Annotated in this window: 22 protein-coding genes and 1 tRNA gene; 11 read left to right on the top strand and 12 right to left on the bottom strand. The window is 37.4% G+C overall.

Translation table 11 applies throughout. From position 1 onward, the window contains the following. Window positions 1-26: 26 nt before the first annotated feature. From A2294_03535 to A2294_03525, 3 genes are all read left to right on the top strand, one after another. Complete coding sequence (locus A2294_03535; GenBank protein ID OGH85450.1) at window positions 27-956, top strand: hypothetical protein; 930 nt, start codon at window positions 27-29, stop codon at window positions 954-956. Window positions 957-1,364: 408 nt separating this feature from the next. Continuing rightward, entirely contained in the window at window positions 1,365-2,567 is a 1,203-nt protein-coding gene (locus tag A2294_03530; GenBank protein OGH85449.1) for a hypothetical protein, read from the top strand. Next, on the top strand, window positions 2,539-3,990 hold the full coding sequence (locus A2294_03525; GenBank protein OGH85448.1) for a hypothetical protein: 1,452 nt from the start codon (window positions 2,539-2,541) through the stop codon (window positions 3,988-3,990). Before A2294_03530 ends, A2294_03525 begins: the two co-directional genes overlap by 29 nt. A 72-nt stretch (window positions 3,991-4,062) precedes the next feature. Here A2294_03525 and A2294_03520 read toward each other — a convergent pair whose 3' ends face one another. Beyond that, window positions 4,063-4,263 carry a cold-shock protein gene (locus A2294_03520; protein OGH85447.1) on the bottom strand — a complete coding sequence of 67 codons (201 nt, stop codon included), beginning with the start codon at window positions 4,261-4,263 and terminating at the stop codon, window positions 4,063-4,065. Between the two features lie 99 nt (window positions 4,264-4,362). Here A2294_03520 and A2294_03515 point away from each other — a divergent pair, with 99 nt between their 5' ends. From A2294_03515 to A2294_03490, 6 genes are all read left to right on the top strand, one after another. Continuing rightward, window positions 4,363-4,989: a hypothetical protein gene (locus A2294_03515; protein ID OGH85446.1), complete on the top strand. Its 627-nt coding sequence runs from the start codon at window positions 4,363-4,365 to the stop codon at window positions 4,987-4,989. Window positions 4,990-5,072: 83 nt separating this feature from the next. Continuing rightward, entirely contained in the window at window positions 5,073-6,911 is a 1,839-nt protein-coding gene (locus A2294_03510) for a transketolase (protein OGH85445.1), read from the top strand. A gap of 214 nt (window positions 6,912-7,125) precedes the next feature. Then, window positions 7,126-7,401: an RNA-binding protein gene (locus A2294_03505; GenBank protein OGH85444.1), complete on the top strand. Its 276-nt coding sequence runs from the start codon at window positions 7,126-7,128 to the stop codon at window positions 7,399-7,401. 165 nt (window positions 7,402-7,566) lie between these two features. After that, a complete protein-coding gene (locus A2294_03500) occupies window positions 7,567-7,947 on the top strand; it encodes a hypothetical protein (protein ID OGH85443.1) in 381 nt (126 codons plus the stop codon). Between the two features lie 5 nt (window positions 7,948-7,952). Then, the gene (locus A2294_03495) at window positions 7,953-8,561 is read left to right on the top strand and encodes an alkaline phosphatase (GenBank protein ID OGH85442.1); all 609 of its coding nucleotides are present in this window, start codon (window positions 7,953-7,955) and stop codon (window positions 8,559-8,561) included. Window positions 8,562-8,612: 51 nt separating this feature from the next. Next, entirely contained in the window at window positions 8,613-9,923 is a 1,311-nt protein-coding gene (locus A2294_03490) for a hypothetical protein (protein OGH85441.1), read from the top strand. A 7-nt stretch (window positions 9,924-9,930) separates the two neighbouring features. On the opposite strand, the gene A2294_03485 is transcribed toward A2294_03490, so the two are convergent. Then, window positions 9,931-10,866 (bottom strand): hypothetical protein, encoded by a 936-nt coding sequence (locus A2294_03485; GenBank protein OGH85440.1) that lies wholly within the window; start codon window positions 10,864-10,866, stop codon window positions 9,931-9,933. Window positions 10,867-11,090: 224 nt separating this feature from the next. On the opposite strand from A2294_03485, the gene A2294_03480 reads away from it, so the two are divergent. Continuing rightward, window positions 11,091-11,315: a hypothetical protein gene (locus A2294_03480; protein OGH85439.1), complete on the top strand. Its 225-nt coding sequence runs from the start codon at window positions 11,091-11,093 to the stop codon at window positions 11,313-11,315. 58 nt (window positions 11,316-11,373) lie between these two features. On the opposite strand, the gene A2294_03475 is transcribed toward A2294_03480, so the two are convergent. The 5 genes from A2294_03475 to A2294_03455 all read right to left on the bottom strand — a co-directional run bounded on the left by A2294_03475 (window position 11,374) and on the right by A2294_03455 (window position 16,692). Next, window positions 11,374-11,664 carry a hypothetical protein gene (locus A2294_03475; GenBank protein ID OGH85438.1) on the bottom strand — a complete coding sequence of 97 codons (291 nt, stop codon included), beginning with the start codon at window positions 11,662-11,664 and terminating at the stop codon, window positions 11,374-11,376. A 20-nt stretch (window positions 11,665-11,684) separates the two neighbouring features. Beyond that, a tRNA-Gln gene (locus A2294_03470) sits at window positions 11,685-11,755 on the bottom strand. 28 nt (window positions 11,756-11,783) lie between these two features. After that, entirely contained in the window at window positions 11,784-13,433 is a 1,650-nt protein-coding gene (locus A2294_03465; GenBank protein ID OGH85437.1) for a DNA polymerase III, subunit gamma and tau, read from the bottom strand. Window positions 13,434-13,507: 74 nt separating this feature from the next. Then, window positions 13,508-14,869 carry a hypothetical protein gene (locus A2294_03460; GenBank protein OGH85463.1) on the bottom strand — a complete coding sequence of 454 codons (1,362 nt, stop codon included), beginning with the start codon at window positions 14,867-14,869 and terminating at the stop codon, window positions 13,508-13,510. A 1,322-nt stretch (window positions 14,870-16,191) separates the two neighbouring features. Further along, window positions 16,192-16,692 (bottom strand): hypothetical protein, encoded by a 501-nt coding sequence (locus tag A2294_03455; GenBank protein OGH85436.1) that lies wholly within the window; start codon window positions 16,690-16,692, stop codon window positions 16,192-16,194. A 99-nt stretch (window positions 16,693-16,791) separates the two neighbouring features. Between A2294_03455 and A2294_03450 the strand changes: the two genes are divergently transcribed. Continuing rightward, window positions 16,792-17,727 carry a hypothetical protein gene (locus tag A2294_03450; GenBank protein OGH85435.1) on the top strand — a complete coding sequence of 312 codons (936 nt, stop codon included), beginning with the start codon at window positions 16,792-16,794 and terminating at the stop codon, window positions 17,725-17,727. A 728-nt stretch (window positions 17,728-18,455) separates the two neighbouring features. Here A2294_03450 and A2294_03445 read toward each other — a convergent pair. From A2294_03445 to A2294_03425, 5 genes are all read right to left on the bottom strand, one after another. Continuing rightward, complete coding sequence (locus tag A2294_03445; GenBank protein OGH85434.1) at window positions 18,456-19,490, bottom strand: epimerase; 1,035 nt, start codon at window positions 19,488-19,490, stop codon at window positions 18,456-18,458. 59 nt (window positions 19,491-19,549) lie between these two features. Next, window positions 19,550-19,834, bottom strand: coding sequence for a hypothetical protein (locus A2294_03440; protein ID OGH85433.1), 285 nt, complete (start codon window positions 19,832-19,834; stop codon window positions 19,550-19,552). 38 nt (window positions 19,835-19,872) lie between these two features. Further along, complete coding sequence (locus tag A2294_03435) at window positions 19,873-20,262, bottom strand: hypothetical protein (protein OGH85432.1); 390 nt, start codon at window positions 20,260-20,262, stop codon at window positions 19,873-19,875. A 101-nt stretch (window positions 20,263-20,363) separates the two neighbouring features. Beyond that, the gene (locus tag A2294_03430) at window positions 20,364-20,909 is read right to left on the bottom strand and encodes a hypothetical protein (GenBank protein OGH85431.1); all 546 of its coding nucleotides are present in this window, start codon (window positions 20,907-20,909) and stop codon (window positions 20,364-20,366) included. Window positions 20,910-20,959: 50 nt separating this feature from the next. Next, window positions 20,960-21,376 (bottom strand): hypothetical protein, encoded by a 417-nt coding sequence (locus tag A2294_03425; protein OGH85430.1) that lies wholly within the window; start codon window positions 21,374-21,376, stop codon window positions 20,960-20,962. Window positions 21,377-21,571: the final 195 nt, after the last annotated feature.

The raw sequence follows: 21,571 nt of genomic DNA, 5'->3' as shown, positions 1-21,571 counted from the left end.
TTTGCTGTTTATCTAAACTATTCAATATGATCAATAATTTATTCATTTTTATAGTCGCACTTCTCTTGGTTATTAAAGGTGCGACACTTGCCACAAAATATGCCGGTAGGCTGGCGGAAAGTTTTCGTCTTTCTAAATACACGATCGGTTTTATTGTTATTGCCATCATTTCCATTTTACCCGAGACATTCATATCCATTAATGCCGCTATCGAGGGAATTCCTTCATTCGGTCTTGGCGTGTTGTTTGGTTCTAATATTGCTGATCTTACACTGCTTTTTGCGATGATTATATTTCTCACAGGGCGCAGTCTTAAAGTGGAAGGCAAGATTATAAAGAATGATACTGTTTATCCATTCATACTTTTGTTACCGCTCATTCTTGGGTTTAATGGTCATTTTTCTCGATTAGAAGGTTTAATCCTTATACTGGTTGGCGGTATTTTTTATTATCTTGCTCTTAAAAAAGGCATCAATCATTCGGTTCCTGCAAATAATGGCAACAATAAGATCAAAAATTCTTTAATTTTAATATTCAGCATGTCCGTTATGCTTACCGGCGGCCATTTTACTGTCACATCAGCCGCATCTTTAGCTAATTACATCGGAGTTAGTCCGATTTTGATTGGCATGCTTATCGTAGGTCTTGGCACGACTATGCCAGAATTTTTCTTTTCGCTTAAATCGGTAAAAAAATATGATGATTCTTTGGCGGTAGGAGATATATTGGGAACCGTGCTTGCGGATGCGACAATTGTGGTTGGTATTCTTGCTTTGGTCAATCCCTTCTCATTTCCGACAAAAATAATTTATATTACCGGCGTGTTTATGGTGTTAGCATCATTTATTCTCTTTAAATTTATGAAATCAGGAAGGGCTCTTTCCAAAAAGGAGGCTATCGCATTATTCGCCTTTTGGGCAACTTTTGTTTTAGTTGAGTTTTTTGTTAACAAATAAAATATCATATTTGCTTAACTTTTTAAAAATTAAATAAATCATCTTAATGAAAATTGCATTTATGACTGATAAATTGATTACGATATATAAAGAGATTATGTTATTTTGTGCTATAATGTAAAAGTCAAATTTAATTCTTAATTTTAAATCAGTTTAATTTAAGTTTTATGGCAAAAGGAAATAACGCTCAGAGAAAGAACATCAAGAAACCAAAAAAGAACAAGAAATAAGCAAAAATCTCCCCTGTGGGGGAGATTTTGGTACAAAGTCTTGACAAAGTTGCTTTTTTGCGGTATACTATTATATTCTAATGAATTTTGGCTGTATTAAGCGGTCAAAGACTCGAATCTTTTGTGTCATTGTGTGACCCAGTAGAAAATCGGGTCACCTTTTTATGTTTTTTTATTTATGACACAAATTAATCAGGCGGTACTTAGTTTCAACGGTTTAGGTATTACTCCGGAATTGCTTGAAACATTAAATTACCTGCATTTCACTACTCCTACCCCCATTCAGCATCAATGTATTCCGGCGGCTTTGGAGGGTAAAGATATCGTAGGTATAGCCCAAACCGGTACAGGTAAAACCCTGGCTTTTGGCATACCCATGATCCAATTACTTAATCAAAAAAAAGGCCAAGGATTGATTTTGCTGCCAACTCGTGAATTGGCCTTACAAGTAGATGAGGTCTTGCGTAAAATCGGTAAAAAATTTGGTTTGCGTACCGCGGTTTTAATTGGCGGAACTTCTTCCTATCAGCAAATTATGGCTCTGCGTCGCCAACCGCAAGTTATCGTTTCCACTCCCGGACGTTTAATTGATCACTTGAAACAAAGAAATCTTTTTTTGGATAGGGTAAAGATGATTGTTTTGGATGAAGCTGATAGAATGTTTGATATCGGTTTTATACCTCAAATCAAAGAAATTTTGAGTTTTGCTCCTAAAGAACGCCAAACTTTAATGTTTTCCGCAACAATGCCCAAGGCTATTGCGGAAGTGGCTGCGCATTTTATGAAAACACCGTGGCGCATAGAAGTGGCTCCGGCCGGGACAACCGTCTCTCAGGTGGAACAAGAAATTTTTATGGTGCCTAAGGAAGATCGTATCCAACTTTTAGATAAATTACTAATTGATAACAACGGCACCGTTTTAGTTTTTTCTCGCACTAAACGCGGTGCCAAAAAAATTGCCGGTTTGGTTAGGAGTATGGGACATTCGGCGGTAGAAATTCACTCCAATCGTTCTCTGGCTCAAAGACAAGCGGCCTTATCTGGATTCAAAGGTAATAAATACCGCGTACTGGTGGCCACTGACATTGCCGCTCGTGGCATTGATGTTAGTAACATCTCTTTGGTAATTAATTATGATTTGCCCACTAGTCCGGATGATTATGTGCATCGTATTGGCCGTACCGGACGGGCAGGGAGTGCCGGCAAAGCAATTTCTTTTGTCAGTCCAGAAGAAAGAACGGCTGTTAGACAAATAGAAAAACTTATTAAAAAAATTATTCCCGTGGCGACCCTCCCTGTTTTGCCACCGCGCCGTCCGGCTAAAGTTGAGGTTAAAACAACCAAAAAATATTATGGCAGAAGAGGTAATTTTAAGATTTGATAATGTAACTTTTGAATATGTAGAAAGAAAGCCGGTTCTTGATGAGGCCAGTTTTGTCATACGTAAGGGCGCTAAAATAACTTTAATGGGACAAAATGGCGCGGGAAAGAGTACTATCTTTAAATTGATAAAAGGAGACATCAAACCTACCAAGGGTAATGTTTTTATCACCAATAATGCTACCATTGCCACGGCCTTGCAAATGGTAGATAAAAAAGATTTGTCTTTAACTGTGGAAGAATATTTTGCCAAGGCCTTTGTTGAAGTTCCGGGGAATCTTAAAAGTCAGATTAGTAAAGTAATGAATGCGGTTAATTTAACCGTTCCGCTTGAGAGAAAGGTGGGGGATTTGTCCGGTGGTCAGCAAGCTAGAATTTTATTGACTTTTGCCCTAATCCAAAATCCTGATATTTTACTTTTAGACGAGCCGACCAATAATTTAGATAAAGCCGGTATTGATCATTTGATAGAATTTTTGGTGATGTATGACAAAACAGTGATGGTTATTTCCCATGATGCTGATTTTTTAAATTGTTTTACCGAAGGCGTGGTCTACTTAGATGTTTTTACCAAAAAAACAGAAATTTATGTTGGTGATTATTATTCCGTAGTAGTGGAAATCAATGAACGGATTGAAAGAGAAATAAAGAAAAACGCCCAGTTGGAAAAAGAAATAAGAGATAACAAGGAAAAGGTAAACTTTTTTGCCAATAAAGGCGGCAAGATGCGTAAACTCGCCAGCAAATTAAAAGAGGAAATTGAAGAATTGGAAGAAAACAAGGTGGATGTGCGCCGGGAAGATAAAACCATTAGAGATTTTGAAATTCCCGTCCAAGAAATTATTGGCAAGGTGGTGATTATCAAATCGGTTAAAGTAATTAAAAATCATGAGCCGATAATTAAAGAATTGGACATAGTTTTAAGACAAAAAGACAGGCTTTTGGTTTCCGGGCCCAACGGTGTTGGCAAAAGCACCCTACTGCGTTCTTTGGTGAATGGTACTAGCGAAGGCGCTACCATTTTAAGTGAAACTCGCGTTGGTTATTACAGTCAGGATTTTGCCACTTTGGATTATGACCAAACAGTTTTTGATTCTTTAAAAAGCGTTTTGACAGAAGGAACAGATATCCAGCAAATGCGTTCGGTTTCCGCCGGTTTGTTAATTACCGGTGAGTTGATGGGACTTAAAATTTCCCACCTTTCAGAGGGTCAAAAAGGATTGTTGTCTTTTGTTCGTTTAGTGTTGATGAAACCGGGACTTTTGGTTTTGGATGAGCCTACTAATCATATTAATTTCCGTCATATTCCGGTTATTGCCAGAGCGATAAACAATTATGAAGGCGCCATTATTCTTATCAGTCATATGCCGGATTTTGTTAAAGAGATTAAATTTAATAATGAGCTGGATTTAGGCCGATTTTAAAAAAATTTAAAAAAATAAACAAAAACACCCCGCACTTAAAGTAGTATGGGGTGTTTTTGTTTTTAAGACTGATTAGGCGCGGGTGACATTGATGGCACGAGGACCTTTTTCAGATTGTTCCTGATCAAAATTGACGGCATCACCGGATCTCAATTCAGAGAATTGAACTCCTTGAAGACCTGATTCATGGAAGAACACGTCTTTTGAACCATCTTCAGGGGTAATAAAGCCAAAGTGTTTATCAGAAATAATACTTTTGATAGTACCTTTCATAAATAAATGACTAGTGAATAATTACAAAAATTTTGTTCCTTTTAAAAAATCCGACTAATTTTAGTAAGGATGTTTTGTAGGACTTAAGTATATCATAAAATGACGGTTTTGTCAATAGGTCTTGACTTTTATCTAAATTTAGAGTATAATTTAAATCAAGTTGATTGTCGTTTAATTCAACTAAGACGGGCAATCATTTATTTTAAATTAACTAAAGAAAAAATTATGGGTAATTTTAATAGAGACGATAGACGCGGAGGCGGCAGAAGTGGTGGTTTTGGCGGACGGGATAAAGGTTTTGGTGGTGGCCATGGGACCGGCGGCAGGCCGCAAATGCACCAGGCTATGTGCAGTAAGTGCAATAAAGAATGCGAAGTTCCTTTTAGACCAACCGGCGACAGACCAGTTTTTTGTAACGATTGTTTTAGATCTCAGGGTTTAGGTCGTACCGAAAGACCGGCCAGACAAGATTTTGGCAGATCTAATTTTGATAATGACCAAAAACAAAGAATCACCGGCAGTCAGAATATAGAACAATTCAGAAGTCAGTTTGAGGTGTTAAATGTTAAGCTTGATAAAATCTTAAGATTTTTAACACCGGCCGCAACTGTGGTGGCAACTTCCAAAATTGAAGAACCAAAAGAAAAAAACGAAACCAAAAAGGTTAAAGAAACAGTGGCTAAAAAAAGTGCCATTAAAAAAGCGGCTGTCAAAAAGAAAAAATAAATCAATTTTCTTTGCCAATTTAAAAGGGCTGGGTTTTTTCCCAGTCTTTTTAAATTAAAGTAAAATGTGGTAAGATATCGGATATGAAACAACTACAAAATCTTTCTAAATTAATTAGATATTATATTATTGAAGCTACCACTAAAGCCGGTTCCGGTCATTTAACTTCTTCTCTGTCGGCCACAGATTTAATGACTGTTCTGTTTTTTGGGGGCGTTTTACGTTTTGACGCCGATAATCCGCAAAATCCCGCCAATGACCATGTTATTTTTTCTAAAGGTCACGCCGCGCCACTGTTGTATTCTTTATGGACGGCCGCCGGCAAGGTAAGCGAGGCAGAGCTCTTAACATTGCGTCAATTCGGCTCTACTTTAGAAGGCCACCCTACTATGCGTTTTCCTTATACCGAGGCCGCCACCGGTTCTTTGGGTCAAGGCTTGTCAGTAGGTGTAGGGTTGGCTTTATCGGCCAAGTATGTGGATAAGTCTTCTGCGCGCACTTTTGTTCTTTTAGGAGACAGTGAAATGTCCGAGGGTTCGGTTTGGGAAGCATTACAAATAGCTTCTTATTACAAACTGGATAATTTAGTGGCTATTTTAGATGTTAATCGTTTGGGCCAAAGAGGGGAAACCATGTCCGGACACAATCTGGCCGTTTATCAAAAAAGATTAAAATCTTTTGGCTGGGAAACGATAGTTGTTGATGGTCACAATCTGAATAAAATTTCAGCCGGTTTTATGCGGTCATTAAAAACTAAAGGCCGGCCAATAGCCATAATCGCCAAAACCATTAAGGGCAAGGGTGTTAAGATGGTGGAAAATAAAAATGGTTGGCATGGAAAACCTCTTTCATCAGAGGAGGCACAGACAGCTCTTAAGGATTTGGGCGTGGTAGATAAAAAATTAAAAGGCTTGATTATTAAGCCTAAAGAAACTTCAAAAAAAACAGTATTATCGGCTGGGACTAAAAAAAATTTATCAGTTTCTTATAAATTGGGAGAAAAGAAAGCTACACGACAAGCCTATGGTGAGTCTTTAGTTAAAATTTTTCCGCAACATCCAGAGATAGTAGTGCTTGATGCTGAGGTTAGTAATTCAACTTATTCGGAAATTTTTAAAAATGAATATCCCAAAAGATTTTTTGAGATGTTTATTGCTGAACAAAATATGGTAGGAACGGCAGTGGGCTTTTCACGAGTTGGTTTTATTCCCTTTGTTTCCACTTTTGCCGCTTTTTTTAGTCGCGCTTTTGATCAAATTAGAATGGCGCGGTACAGTGAGGCTAATATTAAATTTTGTGGATCGCATGCCGGAGTTTCTATTGGTGAAGATGGGGTTTCACAAATGGGTTTGGAAGATATTGCTTTATTTCGTTCCATTTTGGATTCGGTAGTTTTATACCCTGCGGATGCTGTGGCTACGGAAAAATTAGTTATAGCCATGACAGAACAGAAAGGTTTGGCCTATTTGCGTACCACTCGGTCAGCTACGGAAGTGATCTATTCAGAGAAAGAAGAATTTATAATTGGTGGATCAAAAGTTTTACGTACGGCAGGTGCTAGTGATGTTATTACTTTGATCGGCGCCGGTATTACTGTTTTTGAATGTTTAAAGGCGCAGGAAATTTTACAAAAAGAGGGGATTAACGCCAGGGTGATTGATTTGTATTCCATCAAACCTTTAGATAGTAAAACACTAATTAAAGCGGCTCAAGAAACCAAGGCTTTGGTTGTCGTAGAGGATCATTATGAGGCTGGAGGAATTGGCGAGGCCGTACGCTCGGCTTTGGGGGATCTGGCCGGTAAGGTTATTTCCTTGGCTGTGCATAAAATGCCTCAAAGTGGCAAACCAACAGAACTGCTAGATTATGAAGATATTTCCAGTAAGGCAATTATGGAGAGGGTTAAGTTAATTATAAAATAAGGTTAAAATAGCCGCTTTTTTATTTTTCTACAGGGGGGATTGACAAAAATATCAAAATATGCTATACTTATTTTAAGTAGTAAGTGTTTCTCAATTGTTTTCTTAGCCTTAATTTAGATTAAAAAACTAAGTTAAAGCTTGTAGGGCTTATTTGCCTTAAAAATTAAGAAATCTACGAGAAGGTCGCCTTACTCAAAAAATTTTTTACGTTTTTATGGCAAAGAAACTCTATGTCGGCAACATGTCATACAGCACTACTGTGGATAGCTTAAAACAAGCTTTTTCACAGGCTGGTACAGTTGCCAATGCCACCATCATCACTGACAAGTTCTCTGGACGCTCTAAAGGTTTTGGTTTCGTCGAATTTGAAAACGACGCCGAAGCTGATAATGCCGTTGCTATGTTCAATGGTAAAGAGCTCGATGGTCGCACTTTGACCGTTAATGAAGCCAGGCCTTTACAGCCTAGAGCTCCTCACGGTTCTCGCTAATTAGCGAAAATTAAAATCCCCCGTTTTAACGGGGGATTTTAATTTTGTGGCTTTGTTGTAGGCCTGTTAAGGGCTACACAGAATTGGCGATGAGACATTAATTTGCTATAATAAAGTCAGCTTAGAAAAGTCCCTAAAATAACTCTTTAGGTATTTAAATTTTATATGTTTAAAAAACAATTTTTTTTAATAATTGGCGGTTTGTTAGCGGCTTCTTTAATTTTGGTAATTTTCTTTTTCTTCTTTTTTAGGTCTCCTTATACTTCCAAAAATGTTGAACAACCAAACAGTGTTAATCCGCCGGTCACTTCTATAGCGCCACAAAGTTTAACTCCTAATCAAGATATTTGGACGGGTGTTCTTACTTTAGTTGAACCTCCCACTTTAAAAGTAGATGGTAAAATTTACACTTTGCGTATTTTGGATCGCAACAGCCTTTCTATTTTTGAAGGTAAGGGCTATAAAACAGGAGATACCGTTAATGTAATGGGAATTTTAACCGGTGATGTAATAGATGTGTCCGGACTTAATAAATTTGTTCCTTGAGAGCTATGATTACTGGAATTATAGAATTTTTGGGAAGGGGAATAATTTTTTTGATTAATGCTTTAGGATATAGTGGCATAGTTTTAACCATGGCGATAGAAAGTGCTTGTATTCCCTTGCCTTCGGAAATTATTATGCCTTTTGCTGGTTATTTGGTTAGTCTGGGACGTTTTAGTTTGTGGCAGGTTGCTTTTTGGGGTGCCGTGGGTAATCTGTTGGGTTCATGGTTGGCATATGCCGTTGGCTATTTTGGCGGACGGCCTTTTTTAGAAAGATATGGTAAGTATATCTTAATGCATAAAGATGATCTGGATTTGGCCGATCGTTGGTTTAGACGCCATGGACAAAGCACAGTTTTTTTTAGCCGTCTTCTGCCGGTGATACGTACTTTTATTTCTCTTCCGGCTGGAATTGTCAAGATGAATTTTTGGAAATTTTCCATTTTTAGTTTTTTAGGAGCTTGGCCCTGGAGTTTTTTGTTGGCTTGGGTAGGTTTTAAAATGGGCGGTCGTTGGCAGGATCTGCGTGTTTATTTTCATAGATTTGATTTATTGATTGGAGTGTTTTTGGTTGCGGGGATTTTTTTATTCATCCGTCGTCATTTTAAAAAATAACAAACTTAGCCCTGTGGTAATTTGCGGGGGGTGAGGGCTCTACTAATAAATATGATCTTAAATCGCCGCAAGCTCATTTCTGCTGATGACAAAGCGGGACAAATAATGCAAAATAATCTTTTGAATATTTTAGAACTGGCTTTAAAAGAAGCTGATCCTTACACTCTTACTTTAAAAAAAATGTCCACTTTAAATTTTTCTTCTTACAGAAAAATTTATGTGGTGGGGGCGGGCAAGGGAACCTATAGAATGGCGTTAGCGGCGGAAGAAATTTTAGGTGATCAAATTACCGAAGGGATTATCAACGTACCTCAAAAATTAAAAGGGACTTTAAAAAAAATTAAAATAAATTTGGCAGGTCATCCTTTGCCCACGGCTGGAAGTTTAAGAGGTGGAAGAAAAATTTTGACTGTGGTTAAAAAAGCACAGAAAGGGGATTTGGTCTTGGGTTTGTTTTCCGGTGGTGCTTCGGCTTTAATGTCTGTACCAGTGGAAGGTATTTCCTTAGCCGATAAAATCAGAACCACCCAAGTTCTTTTGCGTTCCGGGGCGAATATCCAAGAGTTAAATGCTGTTCGCAAGCATCTTTCGCAAATTAAAGGCGGTCGGTTAGCTGAGGCGGCTAATGGTTCTACTTTAATTTCTTTTTATTTATCAGATGTGGTGGGGAATGATCTTTCGGTAATAGGTTCAGGGCCCACTGCGCCTGATAAAACTAATTTTGCCAGAGCTTTAGAAGTAATTAAAAAATATAATTTGTTTCATAAAATACCCGCCTCCATTACCTCTTATTTAGAGATGGGAGTAAAGGATGGATACAAAGAAACTCCTAAAATTTTGGGAAAAAATATTATTAATTTAATAATCGGCAGTCATGCTATTTTAGCCAAAGCGGCGGCCGTAGCAGCTGAAAAACAAGGTTTTAAGCCCGTTATTTTAAGTGACGTAATGCAGGGCATTACCAATGAAATTGGCCAATCTTTCATCAAAAAAATGCATCGCGATAATCAAAAAAATAACCTTTATATTGCTTCGGGAGAGACAACTTTTACAGTTAAAACCAAAAAACCGGGCGGACGCAACCAACAAATGTGCTTATCCGTTTTGCCTTATTTGCAGGAAGGAGATTATTTTTTATCTTTTGATAGTGACGGCGTGGATGGTGTGGGTCCGGAAAAAGTAGGAGGGGCTCTGGTTGACGGAAAAACTTTAAAGAAAGCGGAAAAAAAGGGTTTAAATTGGAAAAAATTTGCGACGGAAAATAATTCTTATAATTTTTTTAAAAAAGTAGGCGGTTTAATAAAAACCGGCTATGTTGGCACTAATTTGGGTGATTTGGTGTTATTGGTAAAAAATAAATAATTATTCACTAAGTTTTTTGCAAAAAATCTTTCTTTAATATTTCATCCAATTGACTCAAGGATGTGACCTGAGTCAATTTTATTTTTAATTCTTTACTGTGAGAAAGTCCTTTTAAATAAAACATTAAGTGTTTTCTAAAAAGTACCAGGCCATATTCACCATAATTTTTAACTTGCAATTTAGCGTGTTCTAAAATGGTTTTTACTAGTTCTTGAGGGTGAATTTCATTTTTATTTTGTTTTTTAAAAATCCAAGGATTACCTAATGCTCCTCGGGCGATTAAAACTCCGTCGGCTTTGGTGACGGATAAACATTGTTCAATGTCTGAATTTTCAAAAATTCCTCCATTAGCCAGAACCGGGATTTTAAGTAAAGCTTTGACTTTGCCAATCATCTGCCAATCTGCTTTTCCAATGTAGCCTTGAATTTTAGTTCGTCCGTGTATAGACAATAAATCGGCCCCGGCCGATTCTAAGATTGGAGCAAAAGAAAGAATTTCTTCTGCTTTGAACCAACCTAGTCTGGTTTTGACAGAAACGGGAACGCTAACAGATTTTTTTACTGCTTGAATTATTTCTTGTGCCAATTTCGGTTCCTTCATTAAAGCGCAGCCGTGAAAGTTTTTAACTAATTTTGAAGCCGGGCAACCCATATTTATGTCAATTCCATCCGGTTTGGCTTTAGTACAAATAATCTGAGCCGCCTTTGCCATAATTTTAGGATCACGGCCAAAGATTTGTTGAATTACAGGTCTTTCTTTTTTATTTATTTTTATCATTTCCAAGGTTTTTGAATTACCATGGACAATAGCATCGGCGGAAACCATTTCTCTAAAAATAATCTCCGCTCCAAATTTTTTACAAATTAAAGAAAAAGGCTGGTCGGTATAATCAGCCATAGGAGAAAGGGCAATGATTGGTTTTTTGATATTTTTCCAAAGCATATGGGTATACTACCTTTTTTAAAAATTAAACGCAAATTGACAGTTTTCACTGACGGCTCGGTAAAGGCGTTTGGCTGTGGATAAATTTAGGTTGTGGAAAACTCTTAATTAAAAAATGGCTCAGTTAAGCTTTTTTTAAACTATTGCTATAATTTTTTATTTTGATAATATAGTTTATTATTAAGCTCATATTTTAATTTAAGGCCAAAGGCCACTTAAAAGTTATGCTACAATATAATGATGATGACCAAAATATCTTAGGTGATACTTTGATTGTTGACGATTCCGATGATGATTTAGACAATGAAGAAGAAGTAAAAGAAAAAGAAGATGAAGATAAGGTGGAGGGAGAAGAAACTGTTGGTTTAGAAGCTTTAGAACCAGACGACGAAGACAATTTTATTATTGAAGATAATATGGATGATTTTGAATACGCTGATAATGCCTAGCAAAATAAAAATAATAAAAACCGCTTTTTATCAAGCGGTTTTTATTATTTTAAAATTATTAGTTTGTTTTCCAAGCCGTGGCCCCACCTTCCAAAGATTCAATGTCGTAGCCCTTCTTTTTTAGCTCCCTGGCCACAATGTCGCAACGTCCTCCGGTTTTACAAATGGTAATGATTTTCTTATCTTTAGGTAATTTTCCTGTCCCGCTATCAACAAACATTTGTCCCATGGGAATATTCTTGGCCCCTTTAACTTTTAACCCCTTTTTATATTCTTCGGGTTCCCTTACATCAATTAAAACTACCTCTTTGCCGGAATCAAGTATTTTTTTTAGTTGCTTTACTTTCATAAAATGGTCAGTTCTTTAAACTCGGGGACTTGGATTCGAACCAAGATAGCATGCTCCAGAGGCATGCGTCCTACCATTAGACGATCCCCGAACAAGGTGGCAATCCACTTAAAATTTTATTATTCTGCCAATTGTCCACCGAAACTTTCAATTAAACTGGAGACTAAGCCATTATCCGCTTTTTCTAACGGTTTGTCAATCTCTTCTACTGCATTATTTTTTTCCGGATTATAAACACCCTCAATGGTTAAATTTCCTCCCAAAACGTCATTTAAGGCTTTCTCAGCAATAACTTTAATCTTATGTTCATTGATTTTATCTTTATGAAAGGTATAACGGAAAGAAATACGTAGAATTTTTCCACGCAAATCTTGTGGTTCTCCCATTTTTAAAATAAAAGGCAGGGAGTGATTATATTCCTGGACTTTTTTAAGAAAAATTTCCCATTTTTCTTTTACTGTCTCAAAAGTGATGTTTGCTGGCGGTAAATCAACGCTCTCTGCTTCAACAGCTAAAATTTCGGCTGTCTTCAGTTCAGTTTTTTTTTCTTTTACCGTTTGGGTTGGATTTGTTTTTTCCTCTTCTTTTTTTGGAATGACTTTTTTTTCTGGGGGATATCCGTAAGACTTGGATGTTGGCGTAGGAGAAAATTCTTCTTTTAGCGTGATAGCGGGAGCGCCGGAATAACAAATTTCTACTATAGCTACTTCTATTGGTAGTTGAGGAATATGGGTGGAACGCAAAAATGATTTTTGTTTGATAAAAGTTTCTATCATTTTTCCTAAAAGGCCGGCTTCTATTTTAGAAGCTAAAGAACCCAGTTTTTTTAATTCTTCTTCCTCTAGCTCCTCGGCAATAAAACTTAAATTGGTGTTAAGTTTGGTTAAAAGCAAATAACGAGCGGCAGAAATCAAATCTTCCATAAAGTGAAACAGGTCTATGCCATCTTCCATTAATTGGTTGATTAAGATAACAGCCGGTCCTGCTTCCCTGTTTACCAAATGTTCCAAAAAAGAAAAAATTTCTTTCCAGTTGGAACGAGGAAGAACCAAAGAAGCCTCTTTTTCTGTAATTTTTTTCTCTCCCAAGGCTAAAATTTGTCCTAATAAATTTTCAGCATCCCTCAGACAGCCGTCGCTTTGGTGGGCTATCCTTTCCAAGACTTTACTTTCTATTTCTATTTTTTCTTGAGCGCAGATTTTTTTTAATTTTTCTTTAATTTTAGCCAGGTCAACTTTTTTAAAATCAAAACGCTGGCAACGAGAAAGAATGGTGGGCGGAATTTTAAATGGTTCGGTAGTGGCTAAGATGAAAAATACATGTATCGGCGGTTCCTCTATTATTTTTAAGAGAGCATTAAAGGCCGAGGCCGAGAGCATATGCACCTCGTCAATGATAAAAATTTTATGTTTAGATTTGGTGGGGGAAAGACGAGCTGTATCTATGATGTTTTCTCTGACATTATCTACACCGGTGTTGGAAGCGGCATCAATTTCCAGCACGTCCAAAGAACGGCTTAGGGTAATTTCTTGGCAGGAAGAACAAGTATTACAAGGCTCGGCTGATTCTGAAGCGCGTTTTTTGCAATTTAAGGCCTTAGCTAAGAGCCTGGCGGAGGAAGTCTTGCCACTACCTTTAGGGCCGGCAAAAAGAAAAGCGTGAGCCAATTTATTAAGAATTAAGGCTTTTTCTAAAGTAAGTTTAACATGATCTTGTCCTGTTAAATCTTCCCAAAGCTGAGGTCGGTATTTTCTGTATAATGTTTCCATAAAAGAGGTTTAATTATAAATTCAAGATCAATCCAAATTTATTTGGCTTAATTTAGTAAGGGCTTTGCCGGAAGTTATAAACTAGGTTCAGTTTCAATAAAGGCTTCTTTGGTCGCTTCGCCTAACCTGGTTCTTTCCATAATTTCCGCGTTAACCAAAGCCCTGTCGCGGCCGTATTTTAAGCGGGAAAGTTGTTTGATTGGTTCAACAATGTCCGGATTTCCTTTTGACGGTGGTGGCATTTTAACAGTAAAGGGGCGAGAGGGAGCGTTTCTGATAAGCAGGCGGATGTAAGCGTGGAATTTTTCAATATTCATTACATCATACTCATTTAAGGCGGGAGTAAATTGTTTGGCCATAGTTTCCGCGTCATCCACACCTATTCTAAAAGAAATGATTGTGCCGACGTTGCCAAAAACCGCGTCTTTTATTTTACTTGATCCTTGTTTTCCTTCAATACCTCCACCTGTTAATAACTGTCCAATGTATTGGTGGGCAATAATTAGGTCTAGACGATATTTTCTGGCTTCAGCCAAAATAGTGGCAATGGAATCGGTGATAAAATTTTGAAACTCATCAATATAAAGAAAAAAATCATTACGTTTTTCTTCGGGCATGTCGGCGCGCGCTAGAGCCGCCATTTGCAATTTAGAAACAATAATCAAGCCCAAAAGATTGGAGTTGACTTCGCCCACTTTTCCTTTGGCCAAATTAACCAAAAGAATTTTTTTATTATCCATTATTTCGCGGATGTTGAATCCGGACTTAGGTTGACCAATAATGTTCCTTATCATTTCATTTTCCACAAAACGGCCAACTTTAGAAATTAAATAACCCAGCATTTCTGATTTATGAAAATCAGAAGTTTTGGCCATTTCCTTTTCCCAGAAAGCGCGCACCATTGGGTCGGTCACTTTCTTTAACTTGTATTTTTGAAATTCTTGATCGGTAAAAATACGGGGGATGTCGGCCAAAGTTCCGGGATATTCTTTGTCAGCCATTAGAGTTAACATGGCGTTTCTCATATTGTGTTCAAACATCGGTCCAATCATGGCCGGATCTGTTACCAGCTTGTAAAAGATAGCTATCATTTCTTGAATGGCAAAGTCCATTTGCTCCGGCGTATCGGCTTCTAACATATTTAAACCAACAGGGCGTTCAATATCCGAAGGATCAAAAATAACCACATCATCAACGCGTTCTTTGGGAATATGAGGTAAAATATCGTCTATTAAAGTGCCATGAGGATCAACCACGCAAAGGCCTTCGCCGTTTTGAATATCTTGAATAACCATGTTGGCAAGCAAAACAGATTTACCCACACCGGTAGAACCAATAATATAAACGTGACGGCGGCGATCTTCTGGCAAAACATAAACCGGTTTGGTTAATCCGCGATAGACGGTTTCGCCAATTAAGAGTCCATGATCGGGCATATTGACCGGAGGAGGGGATTTTCTGGCTTGTAACCACAAGATGTTGGGTGTTTTGGCCGAAGGCAGGGGAAAATGAAAAATAGAGGCCAATTCTTCTGTATTTAAGACAAATTTTTTCCACCAGCGAAAATTGCGATAAATAAAATCGCGAATAAACATTCCTTTAAATACAATTAATTGTTCTTTTAAAGAATTGCCGCTTTCATGGGCCGTGTATTGAGCAAAAGATCCTCTAACTCCGTCTAAAATTTGACTGGCGCGAACTTTATCGGCGGCGGAAACCACAATATTGATATTGGTCTCAAAAGCCGCGCGGCCAATCTTTTCTTCTATTGATTTGATTACTTCTTCCTCTCTTTGCATTAGGCGCACAGGGGCGGTTTTGTAATTGTTAGAATCTTCTTCTGGATTTTTTTGTTTACTGGTGGAGATAACAAAGTTAAAAATTTTCCCTATCAATTTGAAAGGAAAAAAAATAACATTAAAAATAATACTGCCGGCGCTGATTTTGTGCAAAGCTTCGCCGAGTTTTTTACCATAATGAAGCTCGTGGGCGATTCTTAAGAGCTTTCTTTGCCATTTAGCCTTAGTTGGTCTGATAAAAATTTGAATTACCGCGCCTTCTTCTTCATTAAGCTTGCTGAGGTTGTTTAAAAGACCTTCGGTAGGATCGGAATCTAATTTTTTGTAAGTTTTTATGGGTAAATAAGGGCTTTGAGAAGGTTTTAGATAGGTGCCCATAATTACACCATGCGGTTGAAAAATATTATAATCCACCACTTCTTCAATTTCCGCGTTAGGAAATTCCGCGTTAATTTGTTGTTCAACGTATTCTCCCAAATAATCCGGGGCTACAATGTAAAATTTTATCAGACCTTTTTCATAAACAATTTCTAGCGATAAGTAGCGGTGCAGGCCCATCCAAAATATTTTGAAAAGATAAAAAAAATAGGTCCAGTCTTTGGCTCGGGAAATTCCTATAAATGAAGCGAAAAGGGTTTCCATTACGGCAATGGCCTCTTTGGTATCTTTTTTTTGATCGGTGGTTTCTTTTTTGCGAGCTTCTTCCTCGGCCTCTTTGGGTAAAATTACCAAAAATATTTTACGTTTAAAAACATAATGCATTCTTTCCCGATGATGTAAAAAAAGACGCAGTAGAGTGATAGCGATGACAACAATAAAAATAATAAGACCCCACCAAAAATAAAAATTAAAAACAGGGGAAGCAATAACCTCAGCAGCCAGTTCTTCGCCGGTTTGTGTAATTTGAGATTGTAAATTAGAAGCGGAAGGTGGGACAATATCTGGTTCCATGTGGGAAATTATTTGATCATTTTAATTATTCTATCGGTTTTAATTTTACTTTCTTGCTCAATAAAATATTTGTTAACTCCAGGTAAGCGTTTTAGCCAACCGGAAATAAGATCAAGGATTTTTTTGACCTGAATTTTGGCGCTTAATACCATTTCCCAAATAGTATTAGCTACTTTTTCCCCTTCTTCTTTAAATTTAAGTTGTTCCTCCGGAGACATTTGCAAAAAAGCTTCTTTTAAATCTTCCGCCATAATACTTTCTATTTGCCTTAATTCTGCCGGTTTGGGAATGATTTGAGGAGTTGGCTTGGTGGGACGAGGGATTGCCGCGCCGGGCGTTTCATTAATTTTTTCTTCTCCATTTTTTTCTTCTTCCTCTCCTTTTCCTGCGGCTTCCGACAGTTCCATCTCGCCTTCTTTTTGTTCTAAAATGACAGAAGTTATTTTTTCCTGATTTTGGTAGGGTTTAATGGCTTCTTCCTCCGATTTGGTTGGTTTAATATCATTCATAGATGCTAAAATTATAGCACATTCTCACCTATCCACACAAATTGTTTTCCTAAAAGCATTTTCTTGATATAATATAATAAACTTTTTAATTTGTTCCTTATGGCTAAACCCAGACTTGCTAAAGTTAATTTTACTAAATTTTTTTGGACTCATATCAGTCACCCTACCGAGCTGGAAACCAATCAGCTGGCTCATCTTTTTAAATTTCAACCCGCCGATTTAAAAGAAATTTTACCGCCGGTTCAAAGGCCTAAGTTGGTGGAGAGGGATAATTATATTTTTATGATTCTTCTTTATCCTCTTTATGACCGTTCCACCAGAAAAATACATCCGGTAGAAGTGGACTTTTTAATCGGTCAGGATTTTTTAATTTCCTCCTCTTCAGAAGAATACGCTCCCATTTCCGGTTTTTTTAATCATTTTAAAAAAGAAACAGAAAAAAAAGATTCCAAGAATCTTCCCGTCTCCGCAGTGGAATTATTATTTGAATTACTGCAAAAATTAGAACAGTATTGTCTGCCCATGTCTATTCATATCAGCAATGATATAGATAAGGTGGAAAATGAAGTTTTTGCTTCAACCGCTAAAGAGGAGACAATAAATGAAGTTTTACGCATCAAAACCAATATTGTTAATTTTCGTAAATCAATGAACAGGCACACTCGCGTACTGCAACATTTGATTGGTAAAATTTCCGGCAAGTTTTCCAGTTTTACCGCTGATAAATTTAAAGATTTGGTTTATGATACGGAAGATTTATGGGAGATGTTGGAAAATTATCAAGATACCATAGAAGCCATTCACGACAGCCAGCTTTCGCTTTTAAATTACAGGAGCAATGCTACCATGCAGATTTTTACCATCTTTACTTCCATAATTTTTTCTTTAGAACTGGCCATTGGTTTAATTTCCCTTTTTACAGATGAAAGTTTGTTATTTTATGGAGATTTAAGAGGTGTTTTAGCGGTTTCCGGCGCTTTGGCTTTGATTTGGATTTTGATGGTTTTTTATTTTAAGAAAAAAAGGTGGCTTTAAAATGAGGGTGGCGAACGCTGTAATCTTAGGAGCCGTTTTTTGTAAGAACGGCTTTTTTATGTTTGGATTTATTTGCTCTGATACATGCGCTTGACAAGAAAAACCAGGTCTGGTAAGATACAAAAACACAAATAAAAAAGATCTTTTTTAATAACTTTGCTTCTCCGCGGGGGTGTTACTTTTAACTCGCGTCACGCTTTCCGCAATAGCGGAAGTTGCCTGCCTTTAATTGGCAGGGTTTGGGTACATCTCCTCCCCATTCTGGCGCGAGGCTTCTGTTTTTTAGGAGGCTGTCACCGTACGGCCTCTAAGAGCGGCCACGAGAAGTGCTTTGGCTGCCGGAAAACAGGGGTGCCTGTACATAAAGCTGCCCCCAAATGCCTGGGTTGGGTGCAGACCGCTAGTCTTGGCTTACGCACCTCGGCCAATGGGCAATAGCGGGCCTTACTTTACGGAGCGTCTCTTTAAAGAAAAGGCAAAGTACGGGAAGTGCCTGTCACAAGGCGGTGATGAGGGGGCATATCAGATAACCTTTAGTGATGACGCTTGCGTAAGCGGGCGGAGTAACGAAAAGGGAGAATGATACTCATCACCGTCCTTGTGGCGGGAATTTAACCTGTGGATTATCCACCAATGTCAGTTTGAAGGGAAAGCTAACGCTAACCCTTCTTTTTTTATAATTTCAAGCTTGATATACTAAAAAATCCGGTTTGTAAGCCGGCTTCTGTTTAAAACACCCACTTGGCCAGGGCCAGAATTCCTTGTTTCCAAGGTACACGATGAGAGATCCCAGATTTACCTTCAAAGTTTTTTAAATTAGCCAGATACCATTTATAATTTCTCATTAAAGCGTTTTTATTGGAAAATTTTGGTGCATACCCCAGAATATGTTCAGCTTTTTCTATGGAAACAAAACTATCTTTACTGGCCGTTTCGTAAACCCATTTGTAAAGAGGGGACAGATGCATTTTTTCTAAAAATCGTAATGCCCAAATAGCCGGAGTAGCCGGTAAGCCAATTATTTTTTTGCCAAATCCCGCTGAATCCAAAACCACCTGATAATCTTCTTTCATCGTGGTGAATTGTTTGGCGCCGATATTGAAAGTATCATTAACTTTTTCTTTTGGTAAGGTTATGCACAAATAAATTGCCTCACACAAATCTTCTACGTCTAACAACTGATAATGATTATTGCCGCTACCCAGCATAGGAAAATTATGTCCGGTTCTGGCCCAATCATAAAATAGGGCAAAAACTCCCAAACGTTCCGGGCCGATAAAAGATTTGGGACGAATGATGGGCACGCATAAATCTTTCTTTCTAAATTCTTCGCCAACTTGTTCAGCTAAAATTTTGGCCTCGCCGTATGGACCCACTCCTTGCAGTTTATCATTTTCTATCAGTGGATGGTGATCGGGAATGCCATAAACAGCCGTAGAGGATATATGGATTACTCTTTTAATTCCTTTTTTTAAAGATTCTTCCAAAACAATCCTGGTTCCTTCAACATCAGTGGAAAAAATTTCCTCTTTAGTGTAAAGAGGCAGGGCGGCGGCACAATGCACTACCATATCCGCACCTTCTAAAGATTTAATTACATCATCTCTTTTTCTAATATCACCAATAATGGCACGGATTTTATCTTTTTCCGGATAATCAAATTCAACCAGATCCAAAGAAGTGATTCGGTGACTTTTATTTAAAAGATAACGAATTAAGTTGATGCCCAGAAAGCCCGAGCCGCCAGTGATTAAAAAATGCATAGTGTGATGAATTTGATTTTTTTATATAAAGTGTTTTTTTAGGTTGTAAAAGTGTTTTTTTATTCATTTTCAACAAAAAAATCAATGTAATTTTTATATATGTATGATTGCCCGTAATTCTTGTGTTTATCTTTTGGTGTCAGAATGCCAATTTTTACAAATCTATCAATTACTCTCTCAGCACCCGCGTGGGTAAAGCCAGTCCATTTTTTAATAATGCCAATATTTACAATTGGTTGAGCGTATAATTTTGGTAATACTAACATAGCACTTTCCGAAGCACGTTTTCCTAGAGTATGTATTTTTGTCATATCCTTTTCTCGTAGCGCCGAGGTATAAACCATCTTGACAGAATTTTACGATTGAAAACTCATGAATTAAATTAGGCGATGAAATCCTTAATCAATTCTTTAAAGGAACGATTAATTTTATCTGCTTCAAATACACTGCTTTCGTATTTATCGACTAAATCTTGATTTCTTTGAGAAATGGATTCCTTTGTAGTAGGATTAGGAAGGTAATCGTCGGCGGAATTAACAAGATAAACCTCGCTATCAATTCCTAAAAATTCATTGACGGCTAGCAAATTATGTCCATCAATAGCAACATAGACGCCAGGAACATTAGGATGCTTTCTCACTATTGGCGTCGGCGGCAAGGAATCCATTTCGCCTTTCTTGTAGCAATCCAAGATAAAATTAACTGTTCCTTTTTTCAGAAAGTCTTGAGAAGGTTTTATGACGTTAGTTTTTAGTTTTATTAGTTGGCCCATAATTGATTAAAGATTTTTTTCCTAATGTTTAGGAATATCTGAAGTTTTTACGACTGAAAGGAGTAAAAATTTGCGTGAGCGAGCATTAAAAATAAAAGGATTTAATTTTCGGTCGTGTATTCCCAACCAGGTTGCCACGCTTTTTTCAATCGCCAATCTTCAGTTATCGCTTGTTCCCATGTTTTACCTTTTAATATGACATCGAGTGCAAGCTGAGGCGCCTGGTGAGCTACGATTGCGATATGTTTTCCGTTGTATTTTTGCGTGGCTTCTTTTACGAAATCTCTCATTCTTTTTTCAACGTCTTTATAACTTTCACCATTTGGAAAAGGGGAATTAATATATTTAGTCATATCGTTTTTGAAATCTGCAGCTGATTTTTGGGTGAAATCTCCATAGTTAGCTTCGCGAAGTCTGCTATCTGGAATTATTTCATATTGGTTGCCGAAAGCTAATTGTGCCGAATCAATAGCTCTTTTTAAGTCCGAGCAAAATACGACGGAAAACTTTTTGTTAGCCACCATTCCACTTAATTTTTTTGATTGCTCGATACCTAAATCAGAAAGCTCACCAGGCGCCCAGCCCGTGGCAAGATCTTTTTCGTTGTCTGTGGTTGTGCCGTGCACAAAATAAGTTATTGTTATCATAGAAAATTAAATCCTTTTATTTAGCTCGCGAACCAGATATTCCTTGTTATTTACCGATTAAAGTTAAAATAAGTATCTTTTATCGGATTTTCTTTTATTTTGGGATCCTTTGTCAGGCCATCCTCGTCTACTGAAAATTTATAGGATTTTCCTTCTTTTAATTCATACGGGAAAGTAATGCCCGGGTGGAAAGGATATAAAAGACTCTCGCCATTTTTTGTGTTAAAACAAAATCCCTCTAATGTAACAGGGCGTCGCCCTTTGTTAATGGCCGTTAAGATTATTTGGGGGTTGTTTTCAAGTCCACTTATGGTTAAAATTTTGTATCCTTTTTTTGCGGTTATTTTTACTTTTGATCTATCTCTAAGATATTCTAGAGTGCCGATAGTAATTGTACCAAAAAAACTAATTGTCGCGATAATGGCACCATACCAAGAAACTGAATCGGCTGTAATTGTAATGCTCATAATATTATTTATAAATTTGATCGTTTTTGTAGCGTAGCGAAAAAAACACCTTTTAACCCCTCAATTCACTCACATTCGCCCCCCCTCGCCGTTCGTCAATCACAAAAAACAAAAAGTGAAAAAATAATGAGGCGCGCTTATCAAACGTTTCGCTAAGACAAAACGAAGTTTTGGATTGGCGAAATGTAGCGAAGG

Source organism: Candidatus Magasanikbacteria bacterium RIFOXYB2_FULL_38_10 (genome assembly GCA_001783145.1).
In the GTDB taxonomy this organism is placed as follows: Bacteria; Patescibacteriota; Patescibacteriia; order Magasanikbacterales; family UBA10003; genus GWC2-40-17.
This window is presented reverse-complemented; position numbering and strand designations above follow the sequence as displayed.